The organism is Streptococcus sp. 27098_8_103, assembly GCF_041432345.1.
Classification (GTDB): Bacteria; Bacillota; Bacilli; order Lactobacillales; family Streptococcaceae; genus Streptococcus; species Streptococcus mitis_BV.
Map to the genome: position 1 here is coordinate 1 of NZ_JAPVZK010000035.1, position 18,320 is coordinate 18,320.

An 18,320-nucleotide genomic window follows, 5' to 3' on the forward strand; every position below is an offset into this window, starting at 1 on the left:
GAGATTAAATATCGAAAAATCTTGTGAAATCTTTCCTTATATTTCCAAAGTGTGATATAATAGTTTCGAATAAAATAAATAAAGGGGTTTTTGTAACATGGCAAAACTTACTGTTAAAGACGTTGACTTGAAAGGTAAAAAAGTCCTCGTTCGTGTTGACTTCAACGTACCATTGAAAGATGGCGTAATCACTAACGACAACCGTATCACTGCAGCTCTTCCAACTATCAAGTACATCCTTGAACAAGGTGGACGTGCTATCCTCTTCTCTCACCTTGGTCGTGTAAAAGAAGAAGCAGACAAAGCTGGTAAATCACTTGCTCCTGTAGCTGCTGACTTGGCAGCTAAATTGGGTCAAGATGTTGCTTTCCTTCCAGGTGTCACTCGTGGTGCTGAATTGGAAGCAGCTATCAACGCTCTTGAAGATGGACAGGTTCTCTTGGTTGAAAACACTCGTTACGAAGATGTTGACGGCAAGAAAGAATCTAAAAACGATCCTGAACTTGGTAAATACTGGGCATCACTTGGAGATGGTATCTTCGTAAACGATGCATTCGGTACAGCTCACCGTGCACACGCATCTAACGTTGGTATCTCAGCAAACGTTGAAAAAGCAGTTGCTGGTTTCCTTCTTGAAAACGAAATTGCCTACATCCAAGAAGCAGTTGAAGCTCCAGAACGTCCATTCGTGGCTATCCTTGGTGGTTCAAAAGTTTCAGACAAGATCGGTGTTATCGAAAACTTGCTTGAAAAAGCTGATAAAGTCCTTATCGGTGGTGGTATGACTTACACATTCTACAAAGCACAAGGTATCGAAATCGGTAACTCACTTGTAGAAGAAGACAAATTGGATGTTGCGAAAGCTCTTCTTGAAAAAGCAAATGGTAAATTGATCTTGCCAGTTGACTCAAAAGAAGCAAACGCATTTGCTGGTTACACAGAAGTGCGTGACACTGAAGGTGAAGCAGTTTCTGAAGGCTTCCTTGGTCTTGACATCGGTCCAAAATCTATCGCTAAATTTGATGAAGCTTTGACTGGTGCGAAAACAGTTGTATGGAACGGACCTATGGGTGTATTTGAAAACCCAGACTTCCAAGCTGGTACAATTGGTGTGATGGACGCTATCGTGAAACAACCAGGAGTTAAATCAATCATTGGTGGTGGTGACTCAGCTGCCGCAGCGATTAACCTTGGCCGTGCAGACAAGTTCTCATGGATCTCTACTGGTGGTGGAGCATCAATGGAACTTCTTGAAGGTAAAGTTCTTCCAGGACTTGCAGCCTTGACAGAAAAATAAGATTTTATAACTAAATCAAAGAATAGAGGGATGAAAGTTCCTCTTTTCTTTTGCTTAAAATAAAAACGCTTCCTCTCAACTATTGCTCATAAAATCAGCCAATTTATGATAAAATGGAAATAGAAAGTTGAGATTATGAGTTATTTTAAAAAATATAAATTCGATAAATCCCAGTTCAAACTTGGTATGCGAACCTTTAAAACAGGTATTGCTGTTTTTCTAGTTCTCTTGATTTTTGGCTTTTTTGGTTGGAAAGGTCTTCAAATTGGTGCTTTGACAGCCGTTTTTAGCCTGAGGGAGAGTTTTGATAAGAGTGTCCATTTTGGGACTTCGCGTATTCTAGGAAATAGTATCGGTGGTCTCTATGCCCTCCTCTTCTTCCTATTAAATACCTTTTTCCACGAAGCCTTTTGGGTAACCTTAGTAGTTGTTCCAATATGCACCATGTTAACCATTATGACAAATGTAGCCATGAATAACAAAGCAGGAGTTATTGGTGGTGTAGCAGCTATGTTAATCATTACCCTATCGATTCCGAGTGGCGAAACAATTTTGTACGTATTTGCGCGTGTATCAGAAACTTTTATGGGAGTTTTTGTCGCAATTCTCGTAAATTACGATATTGATCGTATTCGGCTCATTTTAGAGAAAAAAGAAAAATAATGTTACATTTTATAACATTATCAATTGACGTTTGTCTTTTTTTAGACTATAATAGACAGAAAGAAGGAAATTGTAAATGAAGGAAAAAGAATTTCGCCGAAATATGGCTGTTTTTCCTATCGGCAGTGTTATGAAGTTGACCGACCTATCGGCGCGTCAGATTCGTTATTATGAAGATCAAGAGTTGATTAAGCCTGATCGAAACGAAGGGAACCGTCGCATGTATTCCTTGAATGACATGGATCGTCTGCTTGAAATCAAAGATTATATCTCTGAAGGTTATAATATCGCTGCCATCAAGAAAAAATATGCTGAACGTGAAGCGAAATCCAAGAAAGCGGTGAGTCAGACTGAGGTGCGTCGTGCACTTCATAATGAACTCCTCCAACAGGGTCGCTTTGCTTCAGTACGGTCACCTTTTGGTCGCGGTTAGGCAACCGCAAGTAGTTATACATTAAGGAGAAAACTCATGCCAATCACAGCTGCAGATATTCGTCGTGAAGTCAAGGAAAAAAATGTTACCTTTATTCGTCTCATGTTCTCAGATATTTTGGGAACCATGAAAAACGTCGAAATTCCTGCTACAGATGAACAGTTAGATAAAGTCTTGTCAAATAAGGCTATGTTTGATGGATCTTCTATTGAAGGTTTTGTACGTATCAATGAGTCAGATATGTACTTGTACCCTGACTTGGATACATGGACAGTCTTCCCTTGGGGAGATGAAAATGGAAGTGTTGCAGGTTTGATCTGTGATGTCTATACAACAGAAGGTGAGCCATTTGCAGGTGATCCTCGTGGCAATTTGAAACGTGCTCTTCGTCACATGGAAGAAGTGGGATTCAAGTCCTTCAACCTTGGACCAGAACCAGAATTCTTCCTATTTAAACTTGATGAAAATGGAGACCCAACACTTGAAGTAAATGACAAGGGTGGCTACTTTGATTTGGCGCCTACTGACCTTGCGGACAATACACGTCGTGAGATTGTCAATGTCTTGACCAAAATGGGATTTGAAGTAGAAGCAAGTCACCATGAGGTTGCGGTTGGACAACATGAGATTGACTTTAAGTACGATGAAGTTCTCCGTGCTTGTGATAAGATTCAAATCTTTAAACTCGTTGTTAAAACCATTGCTCGCAAACATGGTCTTTACGCAACCTTTATGGCCAAACCAAAATTTGGTATTGCCGGATCAGGTATGCACTGTAATATGTCCTTGTTTGATGCAGAAGGAAACAATGCCTTCTTTGATCCAAATGATCCAAAAGGAATGCAGTTGTCAGAAACGGCCTACCATTTCCTTGGTGGTTTGATTAAGCATGCCTACAACTATACTGCCATCATGAACCCAACGGTTAACTCATACAAACGTTTGGTTCCAGGTTATGAAGCGCCTGTTTATATTGCTTGGGCTGGTCGTAACCGTTCGCCACTTGTGCGCGTGCCTGCTTCACGTGGTATGGGAACTCGTCTTGAGTTGCGTTCAGTGGATCCAATGGCGAACCCTTACATCGCTATGGCTGTGCTGTTGGAAGTTGGTTTGCATGGTATTGAGAATAAAATCGAAGCACCAGCTCCTATCGAAGAAAATATCTACATCATGACAGCAGAAGAGCGTAAGGAAGCTGGTATTACAGACCTTCCATCAACCCTTCACAACGCTTTGAAAGCTTTGACAGAAGATGAAGTTGTCATAGCGGCTCTCGGAGAACATATCTATACTAGTTTCCTTGAAGCCAAACGAATCGAATGGGCAAGTTATGCAACCTTCGTTTCACAATGGGAAATTGATAATTATTTAGACCTTTACTAATACTAATATAGAAGGAAGATTGTCCGTGAGGATAATCTTTTTTTCTTGTATTTTATATCGAGGTGTGATATATTTTATATAACGAAGTGCGATATATCGAACTGGATAGGAGGTAGCTATAAATGGAATTAACGGATAAGATTCGTCGAGTTTATCTTCCGATGACGGAAACGGGCTTTTATATCTTGTTCTGTCTGCAAAAGGAAGGTCATGGGTACAGTATTACGCAAAAGGTCAAGGAGATGACAGATTTGCAAGTTTCGATTAGTCCTGGAACTATGTATGGAACCTTGTCAAAAATGGAAAAGGATGGTTTGATTTCCTTTGTCCGAGAAGAGGAGAAGCGTAAAATCTATCAGATTACAGACTTGGGAAGAAAAGTCTTAGATATTGAATTGAAACGTATTGAACGGCTCTATAGAAACAGTCTGGAGGAAAGATGATGGAAAAGAAGGTTGTTTATAGAATTGCTACCATTGCGGATTATGATAGAGAGGCTTTATATCTTAGAAAAATGCATGCTGAGGGCTGGAAACTCAAGGAAGTGACCTACTCTAACTTAGTAGTTGCGGTTAAGTATACTTTTGAAAAGTGCCAACCGGAGCAGGTGTCTTATCAGTTGGACTTTTATCCTATGAAAAAATCAGAGAGAGCCTCCTATTTACAATTATTTAAAGACTGTGGATGGGAGCATATTACAGACTTTAATGGTTTTTCCTACTTTAGAAAGCTTCATTCTGGAATTGAGTTGGATGCCGAGTTTGAAATTTATAATGACGCGGCCGGGAAGCTAGCTATGGTCAAACGGATTTTAACGAGGCGGATGCTTCCTATTTTGCTTCTCTTTTTAGCTCTACTACCGGTTTTCTCAAAGTTTGTCACTGGAGTTAGTTCTTTCAGTTGGGAAATGTTTTTGATTGTTATAATAGATGGTGTTTTATTGATAGTTCATTCGATTCAGATGTCTTGTATTTTTTGGAGATTGTTTCAAAAGTGGAAAGAATTATCTGATAAATAAAACCATGCATGTTTTCTAATTTGGAGGTGCGATGATGAAAAGCAAACTACAATTTCGGATTTTTACGATTCTTGATGAGGATAAGAAAGAAGAATATTTACATGAGATGCATTTGAAAGGTTGGAGGTATAGAACGAGTCGTTTTGGTTTGTTCTATTTTGACCAATGTCAACCAGACGATGTCATCTACTGTATCTATGATTCTAGATTTCTTAAAAAATATAAGCATGAACTGCAAGATTTTAGAAATAGAGGTTGGGAATTGATAGGAGCAGGTTCTTGTTCGATTCTTCGTAAATCGTCTTCTGATTTACTTCCAGAGGATCAAGTCTATATGGCTAAGGAGATCAGATGGGAAGTTATGCGATATAGACTTCGTTCATGTACAGTTGCTTTCTCAGGTGGTCTTGTTGTTTGTATGAGTTCGTTTAGAGAAGATCTTTCTATGTCTTTCTTTATTATTTTTGTTTTATATGCTTTTCTGATTTCTTATCTAATCCATGGTTTTTTCAGACTTAAAAGGAAATACCAAGTAGATGGAAGGTAGGGTTCTAGGTCTTTAGACTGATTTTTAGCACTCTTGTTAAAAGAGTGCTAATTTTTTGAGTTTTTGTCTTGACATTCTCTTTTAAGGGTGTATAATAGAATCATAAGTTAGCACTTGATTGTATCGAGTGCTAATCGATCAGACAGAGAGGAGTGATGAGGTGGTTACAGAGCGTCAGCAGGATATTTTAAATCTGATTATTGACATCTTTACCAAAACGCACGAACCTGTCGGATCCAAAGCCTTGCAAGAGTCTATTAACTCTAGCAGTGCAACCATTCGTAATGACATGGCGGCTCTAGAAAAGCAAGGGTTGCTTGAGAAGGCCCATACTTCAAGTGGTCGGATGCCAAGTGTTGCTGGTTTTCAGTACTATGTAAAACACTCACTGGATTTTGACAGATTGGCTGAAAATGAGGTATATGAGATTGTCAAAGCCTTTGATCAGGAATTCTTCAAATTGGAGGATATTCTGCAAGAGGCTGCTAATCTACTGACAGACTTGAGTGGCTGTACGGTAGTAGCACTGGATGTTGAGCCGAGCAGGCAGCGTTTGACAGCCTTTGATATCGTTGTTTTGGGCCAACATACAGCCTTGGCGGTATTCACCCTAGACGAGTCGCGAACGGTTACCAGTCAGTTTCTGATTCCAAGGAACTTCTTGCAGGAGGATTTGCTGAAACTGAAGAGCATCATTCAGGAACGTTTCCTCGGCCACACCGTTCTAGATATTCACTACAAGATTAGGACGGAGATTCCGCAGATTATCCAGCGTTACTTTACAACAACGGACAATGTCATCGATCTCTTTGAACATATCTTTAAGGAAATGTTCAACGAAAACATTGTGGTGGCGGGCAAGGTTAATCTCTTGAATTTTGCCAATCTAGCAGCCTATCAGTTCTTTGACCAACCGCAAAAGGTGGCTCTGGAGATTCGTGAGGGGTTGCGTGAAGATCAGATGCAAAACGTCCGTGTTGCAGATAGTCAAGAGTCCTGTCTAGCTGACCTAGCGGTGATTAGTAGCAAGTTCCTCATTCCTTATCGGGGAGTTGGAATTCTAGCCATTATCGGTCCAGTCAATCTGGATTACCAACAGCTAATCAACCAAGTCAATGTGGTCAATCGTGTTTTGACTATGAAGTTGACAGATTTTTACCGCTACCTCAGCAGTAATCATTACGAAGTACATTAAAATTGAAATCATTAAAGGAGGCGAAAATGGCCCAAGATATAAAAAATGAAGAAGTAGAAGAAGTCCAAGAAGAGGAAGTTGTGGAAACAGCTGAAGAAACAACTCCTGAAAAGTCTGAGTTGGACTTGGCAAATGAACGTGCGGATGAGTTTGAAAACAAATACCTTCGCGCTCATGCAGAAATGCAAAATATTCAACGCCGTGCCAATGAAGAACGTCAAAACTTGCAACGTTATCGTAGCCAGGACTTGGCAAAAGCGATTCTCCCTTCTTTGGACAACCTTGAGCGTGCACTCGCAGTTGAAGGTTTGACAGATGATGTGAAGAAGGGCTTGGAAATGGTGCAAGAAAGCTTGATTCACGCTTTGAAAGAAGAAGGAATCGAAGAAATCGCAGCTGACGGCGAATTTGACCATAACTACCATATGGCCATCCAAACTCTCCCAGCAGACGATGAACACCCAGCAGATACCATCGCCCAAGTCTTCCAAAAAGGGTACAAACTCCATGACCGCATCCTACGCCCAGCAATGGTAGTGGTGTACAACTAAGATACAAAGCCCGTAAAAAGCTCACAGTAAAAATAGGAGATTGACGAAGTGTTCGATGAACACAAGGAAATCTATCTTTTTTACCCAGAGCTTAGGGCGTGTTCGATTAGGCAATTCTGACGGTTGCAACATATATAATAGAAAATTTGTCCGAAACGACACTAAACTATGAAGAAAAGATAAGAGGCAAGCCGGAGGCTTGCAAGGAAGATATTTCCCGCCGTGGTGAAAGTTTCAGTAGCTTTTGCTACTGAAACAGGGGATTTTTGAGACAATAGGCTCAAAAATAAGTGATGAAATCCCGAAGGGAGTTGCTCACGTCCCCACCACTTAAGGGAAATATAAAAAAAGAAAATTAACTAACAAGGAGAAAAACACATGTCTAAAATTATCGGTATTGACTTAGGTACAACAAACTCAGCAGTAGCAGTTCTTGAAGGAACTGAAAGCAAAATCATCGCAAACCCAGAAGGAAACCGCACAACTCCATCTGTAGTATCATTCAAAAACGGCGAAATCATCGTCGGTGACGCTGCAAAACGCCAAGCAGTTACAAATCCAGATACAGTTATCTCTATCAAATCTAAGATGGGAACATCTGAAAAAGTTTCTGCAAACGGTAAAGAATACACTCCACAAGAAATCTCAGCTATGATCCTTCAATACTTGAAAGGTTACGCTGAAGATTACCTTGGTGAAAAGGTAACGAAAGCAGTTATCACAGTTCCAGCTTACTTCAACGATGCTCAACGTCAAGCAACTAAAGACGCTGGTAAAATCGCTGGTCTTGAAGTAGAACGTATCGTCAACGAACCAACAGCAGCAGCTCTTGCTTATGGTTTGGACAAGACTGATAAAGAAGAAAAAATCTTGGTATTCGACCTTGGTGGTGGTACATTCGACGTCTCTATCCTTGAATTGGGTGACGGTGTCTTCGACGTATTGTCAACTGCAGGGGACAACAAACTTGGTGGTGACGACTTTGACCAAAAAATCATCGACCACTTGGTAGCAGAATTCAAGAAAGAAAACGGTATTGACTTGTCTACTGACAAGATGGCAATGCAACGTTTGAAAGATGCGGCTGAAAAAGCTAAGAAAGACCTTTCTGGTGTGACTTCAACTCAAATCAGCTTGCCATTTATCACTGCAGGTGAGGCTGGACCTCTTCACTTGGAAATGACTTTGACTCGTGCGAAATTTGACGATTTGACTCGTGACCTTGTAGAACGTACAAAAGTTCCAGTTCGTCAAGCCCTTTCAGATGCAGGTTTGAGCTTGTCAGAAATCGACGAAGTTATCCTTGTTGGTGGTTCAACTCGTATCCCAGCCGTTGTAGAAGCTGTTAAGGCTGAAACTGGTAAAGAGCCAAACAAATCAGTAAACCCTGACGAAGTAGTTGCTATGGGTGCTGCGATTCAAGGTGGTGTGATTACTGGTGATGTCAAAGACGTTGTCCTTCTTGACGTAACACCATTGTCACTTGGTATCGAAACAATGGGTGGTGTCTTCACAAAACTCATCGACCGTAACACAACTATTCCAACATCTAAATCACAAGTCTTCTCAACAGCAGCAGACAACCAACCAGCTGTTGATATCCACGTTCTTCAAGGTGAACGCCCAATGGCAGCAGATAACAAGACTCTTGGACGTTTCCAATTGACTGATATCCCAGCTGCACCTCGTGGAATTCCTCAAATCGAAGTAACATTTGACATTGACAAGAACGGTATCGTGTCTGTTAAGGCCAAAGACCTTGGAACTCAAAAAGAACAAACAATTGTGATCCAATCTAACTCAGGTTTGACTGACGAAGAAATCGACCGCATGATGAAAGATGCAGAAGCTAACGCTGAAGCAGATAAGAAACGTAAAGAAGAAGTTGACCTTCGTAACGAAGTAGACCAAGCTATCTTTGCGACTGAAAAGACAATCAAGGAAACTGAAGGAAAAGGCTTTGATGCAGAACGTGACGCTGCTCAAGCTGCTCTTGATGATCTTAAGAAAGCTCAAGAAGACAACAACTTGGACGACATGAAAGCAAAACTTGAAGCATTGAACGAAAAAGCTCAAGGACTTGCTGTGAAACTCTACGAACAAGCCGCAGCAACGCAACAAGCTCAAGCAGGGGCAGAAGGCACACAAGCAACAGGAAACGCAGGCGATGACGTCGTAGACGGAGAGTTTACTGAAAAGTAAGATGCAAAGCCCGTTAAAACCTCACAGTGAAAATAGGAAATCTGACGCAGAAACTTTAGTTTCTAGAAAGATTTGTCTTTTTCACCAAGAGGTTAGGGCGTGCTCGATTTAGCATTACTAGTTTGATTTTTAAAACTCGAACGTCGTAATGATAAGAAGAAATCCAGAGGTTGCAACCCAGCCTCTGTTTTTCGATAAAAAGGGATAAAACCTGATTTATTTGGGTTTTGTCTCATCGATATAAAAGAAAGGAATTGAACCCGATCTAAATCGAGGTTTGATTCACAATATCAATAGAAAGGAACAAGGGTGTTCAGGGAATTGAACACAGGTTCCCAAATTTCTTACTCAATATAACAGAAAGGAATTGAACCCGACCTAAGTCGAGGTTTGATTCAGAACATCAATAGAAAGGAATAAAGGTGTTCAGGGAATTGAACACGGGCTACGGGCTGTGCCAAAAAGATAGTTTGTTCTAGGACGCAAGCGTCCGTCGTCAAAACTCCTATTTTGGCTGTGTCCGTTTGACGCCCTTTGTATCTTGAATTATGAACAATACTGAATTTTATGATCGTCTGGGGGTGTCAAAAAACGCTTCGGCAGACGAGATCAAAAAGGCTTATCGTAAGCTTTCAAAGAAATACCACCCAGATATCAACAAGGAGCCTGGTGCTGAGGAAAAATACAAGGAAGTTCAAGAAGCCTATGAGACTTTGAGTGACGACCAAAAACGTGCTGCCTATGACCAATACGGTGCTGCTGGAGCCAACGGTGGTTTTGGTGGAGCTGGTGGTTTCGGCGGTTTCGATGGGGCAGGAGGCTTCGGTGGTTTTGAAGATATCTTCTCAAGTTTCTTCGGCGGAGGCGGTGCTTCACGCAATCCAAATGCTCCTCGTCAGGGGGATGACCTCCAGTATCGTGTAAACTTGACCTTTGAAGAAGCTATTTTTGGAGCTGAAAAAGAGGTTAAGTACAATCGTGAAGCAAGCTGTAGTACATGTAATGGCTCAGGTGCTAAGCCAGGAACAAGTCCAGTCACTTGTGGACGCTGTCATGGAGCTGGTGTTATTAACGTCGATACGCAGACTCCGCTTGGTATGATGCGTCGTCAAGTAACCTGTGATGTCTGTCATGGTCGCGGAAAAGAAATCAAAGATCCATGTACAACTTGTCACGGAACAGGTCATGAAAAACAAGCCCATAGCGTACATGTGAAAATCCCTGCTGGTGTGGAAACAGGTCAACAAATCCGCCTAGCAGGTCAAGGTGAAGCTGGCTTTAATGGTGGACCTTATGGTGATTTGTATGTAGTGGTTTCTGTGGAAGCCAGCGATAAGTTTGAACGTGAAGGAACCACTATCTTCTACAATCTCAACCTCAACTTTGTCCAAGCAGCTCTTGGTGACACAGTTGATATCCCAACTGTTCACGGTGATGTTGAATTGGTTATCCCAGAGGGAACTCAGACTGGTAAGAAATTCCGCCTACGTGGTAAAGGAGCTCCAAGCCTTCGTGGAGGTGCAGTTGGTGACCAATACGTTACCGTTAATGTCGTGACTCCGACAGGATTGAACGACCGCCAAAAAGCAGCCTTGAAAGAATTCGCAGCTGCTGGTGATTTAAAAGTAAATCCAAAGAAAAAAGGATTTTTTGATCATATTAAAGATGCCTTTGAAGGAGAATAAACAAAAAGAGCCGAGTGGCTCTTTTTGTTTATAGATTTTTTAAGACTTTCCTTAAGTAATGACGGACGGTAGCGACCTTCTTCGAAGTTCCATACCTAAACTTTGAGCCTAGGTCTCAAAGTTTCCGGACACCTGAAACCAAGCTGTTTCAAGTGTTTTCATTACGGCGGAAAGTCTTCGATTTAGTTATGAAATGGTGTATGAGTTTTCTAAATTATGATGTATAGTTGATGGGATATAACTTGTTTACATTTTAAAAAAGAGCCGTTGGGCTCTTTTTACTTATCTTCCATTTCCTGTGTTTCTTTTATCACAGCTAGTCTAGTCTGTATATCCTTTTCCAAAACTTTAAACTTGTAAGTCAGGTCTTCTTGGTATTCCTTGATGAGTTCTTTTTGCTGGTCGATGATTTGCAGGCTGTTTTGGATAATATCCACATCATCCTTGATAGCTTGAACGCGGTCAGTGGTATTCAAGACTTCATCTGTGATGGTTTGACGATTTTTTGTGACCAGATAACTTCCAGCTGCAGCTCCTGCAAATAGCAATAGATTGGATAATTTCATGGTAACTCCTTAGGCATTTTTGATGGTTTCAGCGACTTGAGCAAGTTTGTCAAAGTCTGGTTCGTGGGCGATAAAATCAATCTTGAGATCATCGTCCGCACTGTAGCGAGGCACGAGGTGAACGTGGGTATGAAAGACGGTTTGACCAGCGACTTCTTCACAGTTGACAATGATATTCATACCAGCAGCCTTAGTGGCTTTCATGACTTTTTGAGCCACTTTTGGTACTTGGGCAAAGAGTTGGCTGGCGCTAGAAGCGTCCATTTCCAAAAGATTGCGATAGTGTTCTTTGGGCACGACTAAGGTGTGTCCTGGTGTCACTTGCGAGATATCAAGAAAGGCAAGAACCTGCTCATCTTCATATACTTTTGAAGCAGGAATTTCCCCTGCGATGATTTTACAAAAAATACAATCTGACATAAAATCTACCTCTACTGTATTGAATTTTGATATAATATAGCTACATTATACCAGATTTGGAGAAAATATGTTAGAAATTAAAAACCTGACAGGTGGCTATGTCCATGTCCCTGTCTTGAAAGATGTGTCCTTTACTGTTGAAAGCGGGCAGTTGGTCGGTTTGATTGGTCTCAACGGTGCTGGGAAATCGACGACTATCAATGAAATTATCGGTCTGTTGACACCTTATAGTGGATCTATCAATATCAATGGCTTGACCCTGCAAGAAGATGCAACGAGCTACCGCAAGCAAATTGGCTACATTCCTGAGACACCTAGCTTGTATGAGGAATTGACCCTCAGAGAGCATATCGAAACGGTTGCCATGGCTTATGGTATTGAGCAGAAAGTGGCTTTTGAGAGAGTAGAGCCCTTGTTAAAAATGTTCCGTCTGGACCAGAAATTAGACTGGTTCCCTGTTCATTTTTCAAAAGGGATGAAGCAAAAGGTCATGATTATCTGTGCTTTTGTGGTGGATCCAAGTCTCTTTATTGTGGATGAACCTTTCCTTGGTCTTGATCCGTTGGCTATTGCAGACTTGATTCAGCTTTTGGAAGTGGAAAAGCAAAAGGGTAAGTCCATTCTCATGAGTACCCACGTGCTGGATTCGGCGGAGAAGATGTGTGATGCCTTTGTCATTCTTCACAAGGGAGAGGTGCGTGCCAAGGGAAATCTCCTGCAACTGCGCGAAGCCTTTGATATGCCTGAGGCTAGTTTGAATGATATTTACTTGGCTCTGACCAAAGAGGAGGAGCTATGAAAGACTTGTTTTTAAAGAGAAAGCAGGCTTTTCGTAAGGAGTGTCTTGGTTATTTGCGCTATGTTCTCAATGACCACTTTGTCTTGTTCCTGCTTGTCCTGCTGGGCTTTCTAGCCTACCAGTACAGTCAACTCTTGCAAGATTTTCCTGAAAATCATTGGCCTATTCTTTTGTTTGTAGGAATTACCTCTGTTTTACTTTTGCTTTGGGGTGGAATTGCCACCTATATGGAGGCTCCAGACAAGCTCTTTCTCTTGGTTGGAGAAGGGGAAATCAAGCTCCATCTAAAGCGTCAAACTAGCATTTCCCTAGTCTTTTGGCTCTTTGTCCAGACCCTTTTCTTGCTGTTATTTGCGCCCTTATTTTTAGCCATGGGTTATGGCTTACCTGTTTTTCTGGTCTATGTGCTTTTATTAGGAGTGGGAAAATATTTCCTCTTTCGTCAAAAGGCCAGCAAATTTTTCACTGAAACTGGACTAGACTGGGATTATGTCATTTCCCAAGAAAGCAAGCGCAAGCAAGTCTTGCTTCGTTTCTTTGCCCTCTTTACCCAGGTCAAGGGGATTTCAAACAGCGTCAAGCGTCGTGCCTATCTGGACTTTATCCTAAAGGCTGTTCAGAAGGTGCCTGGAAAGATTTGGCAAAATCTCTATCTGCGTTCTTATCTGCGAAATGGAGATCTCTTTGCGCTTAGTCTTCGTCTTCTCTTGCTTTCTTTGCTGGCGCAGGTCTTTATCGAGCAAGCTTGGATTGCGACAGCAGTGGTGGTTCTCTTTAACTACCTCTTGCTCTTCCAGCTGCTGGCCCTCTATCACGCCTTTGACTACCAGTATTTGACCCAACTCTTTCCACTGGATAAGGGGCAAAAGGAAAAAGGCTTGCAGGCTGTAGTCCGAGGATTGACCAGTTTGGTCTTAGTGGTGGAATTAATTGTCGGCCTGGTGACCTTCCAAGAAAAACTAGCCCTTCTAGTCTTGCTGGGAGCTGGTTTGGCTTTACAAGTCTTGTACTTGCCTTATCAGGTGAAACGCCAGATGCAGGACTAACATTGCTTATATGAAACAAAAAAGAAGTTGAGTCAAACTGAACTCAACTTCTTTTTTGTTACTACAGGATAATGGTTGGGCCGTAGAGACTTAACTTGGTCTTGACTTGGTCAAAGTGAAAACGGTCATAGGCCCGCCAAGCGGCGCGAGTTGGAGCATCTGGATCAAGAGCGCTGAGTCCCATGAGAAGACTGGAAGTCTGGTAAAATTTTTCCAGTTCAATCAAGACTCGATTATCCACTGTCTCAGCCTTGGCTAGAAAACCAAGAATAGAATTTAATTGCTCCTGAAAGCGTATGTCGTCAGCCGTTGCCTTTTTGCATGCTTGATAGGCTTTGTTTAAGTCAGTAATCAAAGTCTGAGCTCTTTTGATAGGGTCTGTATCTGTCATGAGAATTCCTCCTCTAATCTGGGTGCTAGTCTTGATTCTAGCAACTGTGTTTTGATACTGTCAGTTTATCACTTTTATCTCCTTTTTCACCATAAAATCTTTAATTGCCCTTGAAATTTCCTGAATGGTACTGTTAAGATTTTATGATAAAATAGTTGTAAGCTCATCATGATGTTGTAGAAAAATAGTCCTTTTAGGAGTTTTCAAAGACTGTTTAGGATTGGGTGTGCTTGTGCTAGACCTTTTCTGTTATTCTTTTCTTAGGAGGAGAATCCAATGAAACATATGATTATTCAGACACAGAAAACAGTCTATAAAGTAAACGTCGACGATATCTACTATATCCAAACACATCCAACTAAAGCCCATACCGTACAGATTGTTACAGAAGAAGCTAGCTTTAATATGGTTCAAAATTTAAGTAATCTTGAGAACCAATATGGGGAAACCTTGATGAGATGTCATCGAAATTGTTTGGTTAATCTTGATAAATTAAAATCGATTGATTTTCAAGAAAGAATCCTTTTTCTCGGAGAAGAAGGTCAATACGCTGTCAAGTATGCCAGACGTCGCTATAGAGAAATTCGTCAAAAATGGTTGAAAGAAGGAGAGTAAGAAGATGAGAATATTTGTTTTAGAAGATGATTTTTCCCAGCAGACTAGGATTGAAACGACGATTGAAAAACTCTTGAAGGAACATCATATCACTCCCAGTTCTTTTGAAGTTTTTGGCAAACCAGACCAATTGCTGGCAGAGGTGCATGAGAAGGGGGCGCATCAGCTATTCTTTTTGGATATTGAGATTCGAAATGAGGAGATGAAGGGTTTGGAAGTGGCTAGAAAGATTCGGGATCGAGACCCCTATGCCCTGATTGTCTTTGTGACGACTCACTCGGAGTTTATGCCCCTGTCCTTTCGCTACCAAGTGTCTGCTCTGGACTACATTGATAAGGCCTTGTCAGCAGAGGAGTTTGAATCTCGGATCGAGACAGCCCTTCTCTATGCCAATAGTCAAGACAGTAAAAGTCTGGCGGAAGATTGCTTTTATTTTAAATCAAAATTTGCTCAATTCCAGTATCCTTTTAAAGAGGTCTACTATCTCGAAACATCGCCCAGAGCCCATCGTGTTATTCTCTATACTAAGACGGATAGGCTGGAATTTACAGCGAGTTTAGAGGAGGTTTTTAAGCAGGAACCCCGTCTCTTGCAGTGCCATCGCTCTTTTCTCATCAATCCTGCAAATGTGGTGCATTTGGATAAGAAAGAAAAACTGCTTTACTTTCCCAATGGCGGAAGCTGTATGATTGCGCGTTATAAGGTCAGAGAAGTGTCTGAAGCTATCAATAACTTACACTAAGTGAGGTAATGTAATGGAAATAGTTTGGAAGATAGTATATGCATTTTTGATAGCTGGATTGGAATTGTTTATATTTTTTAAGGTGGATGGAATTGTTCTAACTCTGGAGAGATTTTTTAAAGCTTTTCTTTTTAAGTTACTTTTAGCAGTCGTTTTTGTAACGATTAACTATATAGTAGGAAATACTTACCTATCTTATTTTACGGAACCCTTGTACGGTATAGGCTTGTCTTTCTTATTGTTAAGAGGCCTTCCTAAAAAACTCCTTTTCTTTTATGGTCTCTTTCCAATGATATTGGTGAATCTCTTTTATAGAGGTATTTCTTATTTTGTGCTTCCGTTTTTAGACCAAGGGCAAATAAATGACAATTACTCATTTATTTGGGTGTTTATAATGATTTTCAATTTCTTCATTTCTCTAGCCTTTTTGAAATGGTTGGACTATGATTTTACTGGTTTGAGAAAGGAGATTCTCGATAAAGCTTTTCAAAAGTCCCTGACTAAGATTAACTGGATAATGGGGGCCTACTTTCTAGTCATGGAAAATCTGTCTTACTTTGAATATGCATACGATATCCAATCAAAGACTGTTCGCCATCTCATCCTAGTCTTTTACTTGCTCTTTTTTATGGGAATGATTAAGAAATTGGATACCTATTTGAAGGACAAACTCCATGAGAGATTGGACCAAGAGCAGGCCTTGCGCTACAGAGATATGGAACGCTATAGTCGGCATATAGAGGAACTTTACAAGGAAGTGCGGAGTTTTCGCCATGACTACACCAACCTCTTAACCAGCTTACGTCTGGGAATTGAAGAGGAGGATATGGAGCAGATAAAAGAGGTCTACGACTCGGTCTTAAAGGATTCTAGTCAGAAATTGCAGGACAACAAATATGACCTAGGCCGATTGGTGAATATTCGTGACCGTGCCCTCAAAAGTCTTCTAGCAGGGAAATTTCTAAAAGCCAGAGATAAGAAGATTGTCTTTAATGTCGAAGTTCCTGAGGAGATTCAGGTAGAGGGGATGAGCTTGCTTGATTTTCTAACCATTGTGTCTATCCTTTGTGACAACGCTATTGAAGCCAGTGCAGAGGCCAGTCAACCTCATGTTTCAATCGCCTTTTTAAAAAATGGGGCACAGGAGACCTTTATCATCGAAAACTCCATCAAAGAAGAGGGCATAGATATTTCTGAAATCTTCTCCTTTGGAGCAAGCTCTAAAGGGGAGGAGAGAGGAGTTGGTCTCTATACCGTTATGAAGATTGTGGAAAGTCATCCTAATACCAGTCTAAATACCACCTGCCAAAATCAAGTCTTTCGTCAGGTTTTAACAGTTCACTCGATGTCAGTTGATGATTAGAAGACTTGTGCAAAGAAGTACTGCCTGTAGTCATCAATTAAAATACTATAGTATGCGAGGTATATTAAATGAATAAGAAATCCTATTTTATCATCTGTTCTACCTTGATCATAGCATCGAATCTTCTCATGATTTCCGTGGTGAACGAGGGAGAAGAAACGGGGAGCAATCTGTTTGTGATTGCTATAGCCTGTGTTTTGCTACCAGCCTTTTTATATGCGATTGAGAACCGACTGACTTCTTTAATTCGGACAGAGTCAGTAGCTTTACTCTTATTGACAGTATTGTCTTTAGTCCGTCTTGTCAACAGAATAGAGAGGACGCCTGAAATTCTCAACATTATCATTACCCTCCTGGTTTTGGCAGGTGGGACAGCCTGTATCCTGGTTGCGATTATGAGAATATATGAGAACAGACGGAAGTAAGGCTGAATAGCTTTCGATTTTGTATTTTCACATTGTTAAATTCCCCTTAGGGCAAGTATGTTTTTCATGCTTGCTTTTTTAAATTTTTTACAATTCAAGATGTTTTGATGATCATTTATGATTTGAGTGTTCCAAGGATAAAATGAGTGCTATACTAGCAGTGTAAAGGTTGTAGCTAAACTAAGATAAAGCATACATTTAGGAGGAAATCTTATGAAGAAAAAAATACTGATCGTTTTCGTTCTGTATCTGATCATGTCCACCCTTCTTTATCCGCTTAGGGAGAGTATTTGGTATCATCTATTTTATACCATAGCCTATATGATTGCGGTTGTGATCTATTTTGCTTTAACTAAAAAGAAAGGAGCAAAGAAATGAAAACTTTTCTTGCTAAAAAACGGAACATCTTCCTTATGAGATTGTTCCTAGGTCAGTTGCCCTTGCTTGTCTCCACTTATCTATTTCTATCTCGTCAGTTTTTAAATTTTTCCTTAGTCCTCCAATTTCTCTTAGTGGTTATTAACTTGGCTTCTATTTTGGTCACTGTTTACCTCACTAGGGAGATGAGGATAAGAGAGTTTGAAGATGATGATTTGGTTAGTCCTAAAACCAATCAATTTATGTTTATCGGTTTGACAGGTTTTATGTCTATTATTTGTTTGTATAGAGGGAGCACAGCAGGAGAATTCTATCAACAATTAATAGCCTATATCGGTGCTATTCTCTGCTTGCTTATCATGCTTCTGCTCATTTGGGGATTGAAGTATTATAAAAAGTAGAGGCTAATGCAGTTTTTGCAATTCAAGATGTCTCGATGACAATTTAAGATTTGGATGAAAAACTTTAACAAATAGTACTATACTGAAATTGTCAAAGTTGCAACGGGTGCTGCTACATTCTGTTAAAAATCGCTCTTAATTGATAATCTGGATTTGTTAGGAAAGGAGTAAATAATTATGGATAAGAAAAAGATAGTTTC

20 protein-coding genes are annotated in these 18,320 nt (G+C 40.6%); 17 read left to right on the forward strand and 3 right to left on the reverse strand.

What is annotated here, in order from left to right; genetic code table 11:
* The first annotated feature begins 97 nt into the window (after positions 1 to 97).
* The 11 genes from pgk to dnaJ all read left to right on the forward strand — a co-directional run bounded on the left by pgk (position 98) and on the right by dnaJ (position 10,974).
* Positions 98 to 1,297, forward strand: a complete 1,200-nt coding sequence (pgk, locus tag O3599_RS08850) for a phosphoglycerate kinase (protein WP_125447808.1) — start codon at positions 98 to 100, stop codon at positions 1,295 to 1,297.
* 135 nt (positions 1,298 to 1,432) lie between these two features.
* Complete coding sequence (locus O3599_RS08855) at positions 1,433 to 1,960, forward strand: aromatic acid exporter family protein (RefSeq protein ID WP_049515975.1); 528 nt, start codon at positions 1,433 to 1,435, stop codon at positions 1,958 to 1,960.
* Between the two features lie 76 nt (positions 1,961 to 2,036).
* Positions 2,037 to 2,393 carry a transcriptional repressor GlnR gene (gene glnR / locus O3599_RS08860; protein ID WP_000659548.1) on the forward strand — a complete coding sequence of 119 codons (357 nt, stop codon included), beginning with the start codon at positions 2,037 to 2,039 and terminating at the stop codon, positions 2,391 to 2,393.
* 36 nt (positions 2,394 to 2,429) lie between these two features.
* Positions 2,430 to 3,776 carry a type I glutamate--ammonia ligase gene (gene glnA / locus O3599_RS08865; protein WP_049501990.1) on the forward strand — a complete coding sequence of 449 codons (1,347 nt, stop codon included), beginning with the start codon at positions 2,430 to 2,432 and terminating at the stop codon, positions 3,774 to 3,776.
* Positions 3,777 to 3,898: 122 nt separating this feature from the next.
* Positions 3,899 to 4,219: a PadR family transcriptional regulator gene (locus O3599_RS08870; protein ID WP_000423971.1), complete on the forward strand. Its 321-nt coding sequence runs from the start codon at positions 3,899 to 3,901 to the stop codon at positions 4,217 to 4,219.
* Positions 4,219 to 4,794 (forward strand): DUF2812 domain-containing protein, encoded by a 576-nt coding sequence (locus O3599_RS08875; RefSeq protein WP_345773201.1) that lies wholly within the window; start codon positions 4,219 to 4,221, stop codon positions 4,792 to 4,794. The genes O3599_RS08870 and O3599_RS08875 overlap by 1 nt, the downstream gene beginning before the upstream one ends.
* Before the next feature lie 34 nt (positions 4,795 to 4,828).
* The gene (locus O3599_RS08880; RefSeq protein ID WP_247939786.1) at positions 4,829 to 5,341 is read left to right on the forward strand and encodes a DUF2812 domain-containing protein; all 513 of its coding nucleotides are present in this window, start codon (positions 4,829 to 4,831) and stop codon (positions 5,339 to 5,341) included.
* 160 nt (positions 5,342 to 5,501) lie between these two features.
* Entirely contained in the window at positions 5,502 to 6,536 is a 1,035-nt protein-coding gene (gene hrcA / locus O3599_RS08885) for a heat-inducible transcriptional repressor HrcA (protein WP_000255759.1), read from the forward strand.
* Between the two features lie 26 nt (positions 6,537 to 6,562).
* Positions 6,563 to 7,087 carry a nucleotide exchange factor GrpE gene (gene grpE, locus O3599_RS08890; protein WP_000046029.1) on the forward strand — a complete coding sequence of 175 codons (525 nt, stop codon included), beginning with the start codon at positions 6,563 to 6,565 and terminating at the stop codon, positions 7,085 to 7,087.
* A gap of 378 nt (positions 7,088 to 7,465) precedes the next feature.
* On the forward strand, positions 7,466 to 9,289 hold the full coding sequence (gene dnaK, locus O3599_RS08895) for a molecular chaperone DnaK (protein ID WP_261121219.1): 1,824 nt from the start codon (positions 7,466 to 7,468) through the stop codon (positions 9,287 to 9,289).
* 548 nt (positions 9,290 to 9,837) lie between these two features.
* Positions 9,838 to 10,974 carry a molecular chaperone DnaJ gene (dnaJ, locus tag O3599_RS08900; protein ID WP_001066308.1) on the forward strand — a complete coding sequence of 379 codons (1,137 nt, stop codon included), beginning with the start codon at positions 9,838 to 9,840 and terminating at the stop codon, positions 10,972 to 10,974.
* 278 nt (positions 10,975 to 11,252) lie between these two features.
* On the opposite strand, the gene O3599_RS08905 is transcribed toward dnaJ, so the two are convergent.
* Both O3599_RS08905 and O3599_RS08910 read right to left on the reverse strand, forming a co-directional pair.
* Entirely contained in the window at positions 11,253 to 11,540 is a 288-nt protein-coding gene (locus tag O3599_RS08905; protein WP_084928138.1) for a hypothetical protein, read from the reverse strand.
* 9 nt (positions 11,541 to 11,549) lie between these two features.
* Positions 11,550 to 11,960, reverse strand: coding sequence for an HIT family protein (locus O3599_RS08910; RefSeq protein WP_371512621.1), 411 nt, complete (start codon positions 11,958 to 11,960; stop codon positions 11,550 to 11,552).
* Between the two features lie 67 nt (positions 11,961 to 12,027).
* On the opposite strand from O3599_RS08910, the gene O3599_RS08915 reads away from it, so the two are divergent.
* On the forward strand, positions 12,028 to 12,759 hold the full coding sequence (locus O3599_RS08915) for an ABC transporter ATP-binding protein (RefSeq protein WP_050251578.1): 732 nt from the start codon (positions 12,028 to 12,030) through the stop codon (positions 12,757 to 12,759).
* A complete protein-coding gene (locus O3599_RS08920) occupies positions 12,756 to 13,805 on the forward strand; it encodes an ABC transporter permease (RefSeq protein ID WP_261043052.1) in 1,050 nt (349 codons plus the stop codon). The genes O3599_RS08915 and O3599_RS08920 overlap by 4 nt, the downstream gene beginning before the upstream one ends.
* A 61-nt stretch (positions 13,806 to 13,866) precedes the next feature.
* Here O3599_RS08920 and O3599_RS08925 read toward each other — a convergent pair whose 3' ends face one another.
* Entirely contained in the window at positions 13,867 to 14,196 is a 330-nt protein-coding gene (locus O3599_RS08925; protein WP_371512624.1) for a helicase BlpT, read from the reverse strand.
* A gap of 276 nt (positions 14,197 to 14,472) precedes the next feature.
* On the opposite strand from O3599_RS08925, the gene O3599_RS08930 reads away from it, so the two are divergent.
* The 4 genes from O3599_RS08930 (at position 14,473) to O3599_RS08945 (ending at position 18,120) form a co-directional block, all read left to right on the forward strand.
* Positions 14,473 to 14,811 (forward strand): LytTR family DNA-binding domain-containing protein, encoded by a 339-nt coding sequence (locus tag O3599_RS08930; protein WP_049521288.1) that lies wholly within the window; start codon positions 14,473 to 14,475, stop codon positions 14,809 to 14,811.
* Positions 14,812 to 14,815: 4 nt separating this feature from the next.
* On the forward strand, positions 14,816 to 15,553 hold the full coding sequence (locus O3599_RS08935; protein ID WP_371512626.1) for a response regulator transcription factor: 738 nt from the start codon (positions 14,816 to 14,818) through the stop codon (positions 15,551 to 15,553).
* A gap of 13 nt (positions 15,554 to 15,566) precedes the next feature.
* Positions 15,567 to 16,916 (forward strand): sensor histidine kinase, encoded by a 1,350-nt coding sequence (locus O3599_RS08940; RefSeq protein ID WP_371512628.1) that lies wholly within the window; start codon positions 15,567 to 15,569, stop codon positions 16,914 to 16,916.
* Positions 16,917 to 17,715: 799 nt separating this feature from the next.
* Positions 17,716 to 18,120, forward strand: a complete 405-nt coding sequence (locus O3599_RS08945; protein WP_247939781.1) for an immunity protein — start codon at positions 17,716 to 17,718, stop codon at positions 18,118 to 18,120.
* Positions 18,121 to 18,320: the final 200 nt, after the last annotated feature.

Coding starts and splice junctions, on each gene's coding strand:
- dnaJ (WP_001066308.1), top strand. CDS start 9,838: ATGAACAATACTGAATTTTATGATCGTCTGGGGGTGTCAAAAAACGCT.
- O3599_RS08910 (WP_371512621.1), bottom strand. CDS start 11,960: ATGTCAGATTGTATTTTTTGTAAAATCATCGCAGGGGAAATTCCTGCT.
- O3599_RS08880 (WP_247939786.1), top strand. CDS start 4,829: ATGAAAAGCAAACTACAATTTCGGATTTTTACGATTCTTGATGAGGAT.
- O3599_RS08875 (WP_345773201.1), top strand. CDS start 4,219: ATGGAAAAGAAGGTTGTTTATAGAATTGCTACCATTGCGGATTATGAT.
- glnA (WP_049501990.1), top strand. CDS start 2,430: ATGCCAATCACAGCTGCAGATATTCGTCGTGAAGTCAAGGAAAAAAAT.
- O3599_RS08930 (WP_049521288.1), top strand. CDS start 14,473: ATGAAACATATGATTATTCAGACACAGAAAACAGTCTATAAAGTAAAC.
- O3599_RS08915 (WP_050251578.1), top strand. CDS start 12,028: ATGTTAGAAATTAAAAACCTGACAGGTGGCTATGTCCATGTCCCTGTC.
- O3599_RS08940 (WP_371512628.1), top strand. CDS start 15,567: ATGGAAATAGTTTGGAAGATAGTATATGCATTTTTGATAGCTGGATTG.
- O3599_RS08920 (WP_261043052.1), top strand. CDS start 12,756: ATGAAAGACTTGTTTTTAAAGAGAAAGCAGGCTTTTCGTAAGGAGTGT.
- O3599_RS08855 (WP_049515975.1), top strand. CDS start 1,433: ATGAGTTATTTTAAAAAATATAAATTCGATAAATCCCAGTTCAAACTT.
- O3599_RS08925 (WP_371512624.1), bottom strand. CDS start 14,196: ATGACAGATACAGACCCTATCAAAAGAGCTCAGACTTTGATTACTGAC.
- O3599_RS08905 (WP_084928138.1), bottom strand. CDS start 11,540: ATGAAATTATCCAATCTATTGCTATTTGCAGGAGCTGCAGCTGGAAGT.
- glnR (WP_000659548.1), top strand. CDS start 2,037: ATGAAGGAAAAAGAATTTCGCCGAAATATGGCTGTTTTTCCTATCGGC.
- O3599_RS08945 (WP_247939781.1), top strand. CDS start 17,716: ATGAAAACTTTTCTTGCTAAAAAACGGAACATCTTCCTTATGAGATTG.
- grpE (WP_000046029.1), top strand. CDS start 6,563: ATGGCCCAAGATATAAAAAATGAAGAAGTAGAAGAAGTCCAAGAAGAG.
- pgk (WP_125447808.1), top strand. CDS start 98: ATGGCAAAACTTACTGTTAAAGACGTTGACTTGAAAGGTAAAAAAGTC.
- O3599_RS08870 (WP_000423971.1), top strand. CDS start 3,899: ATGGAATTAACGGATAAGATTCGTCGAGTTTATCTTCCGATGACGGAA.
- O3599_RS08935 (WP_371512626.1), top strand. CDS start 14,816: ATGAGAATATTTGTTTTAGAAGATGATTTTTCCCAGCAGACTAGGATT.
- dnaK (WP_261121219.1), top strand. CDS start 7,466: ATGTCTAAAATTATCGGTATTGACTTAGGTACAACAAACTCAGCAGTA.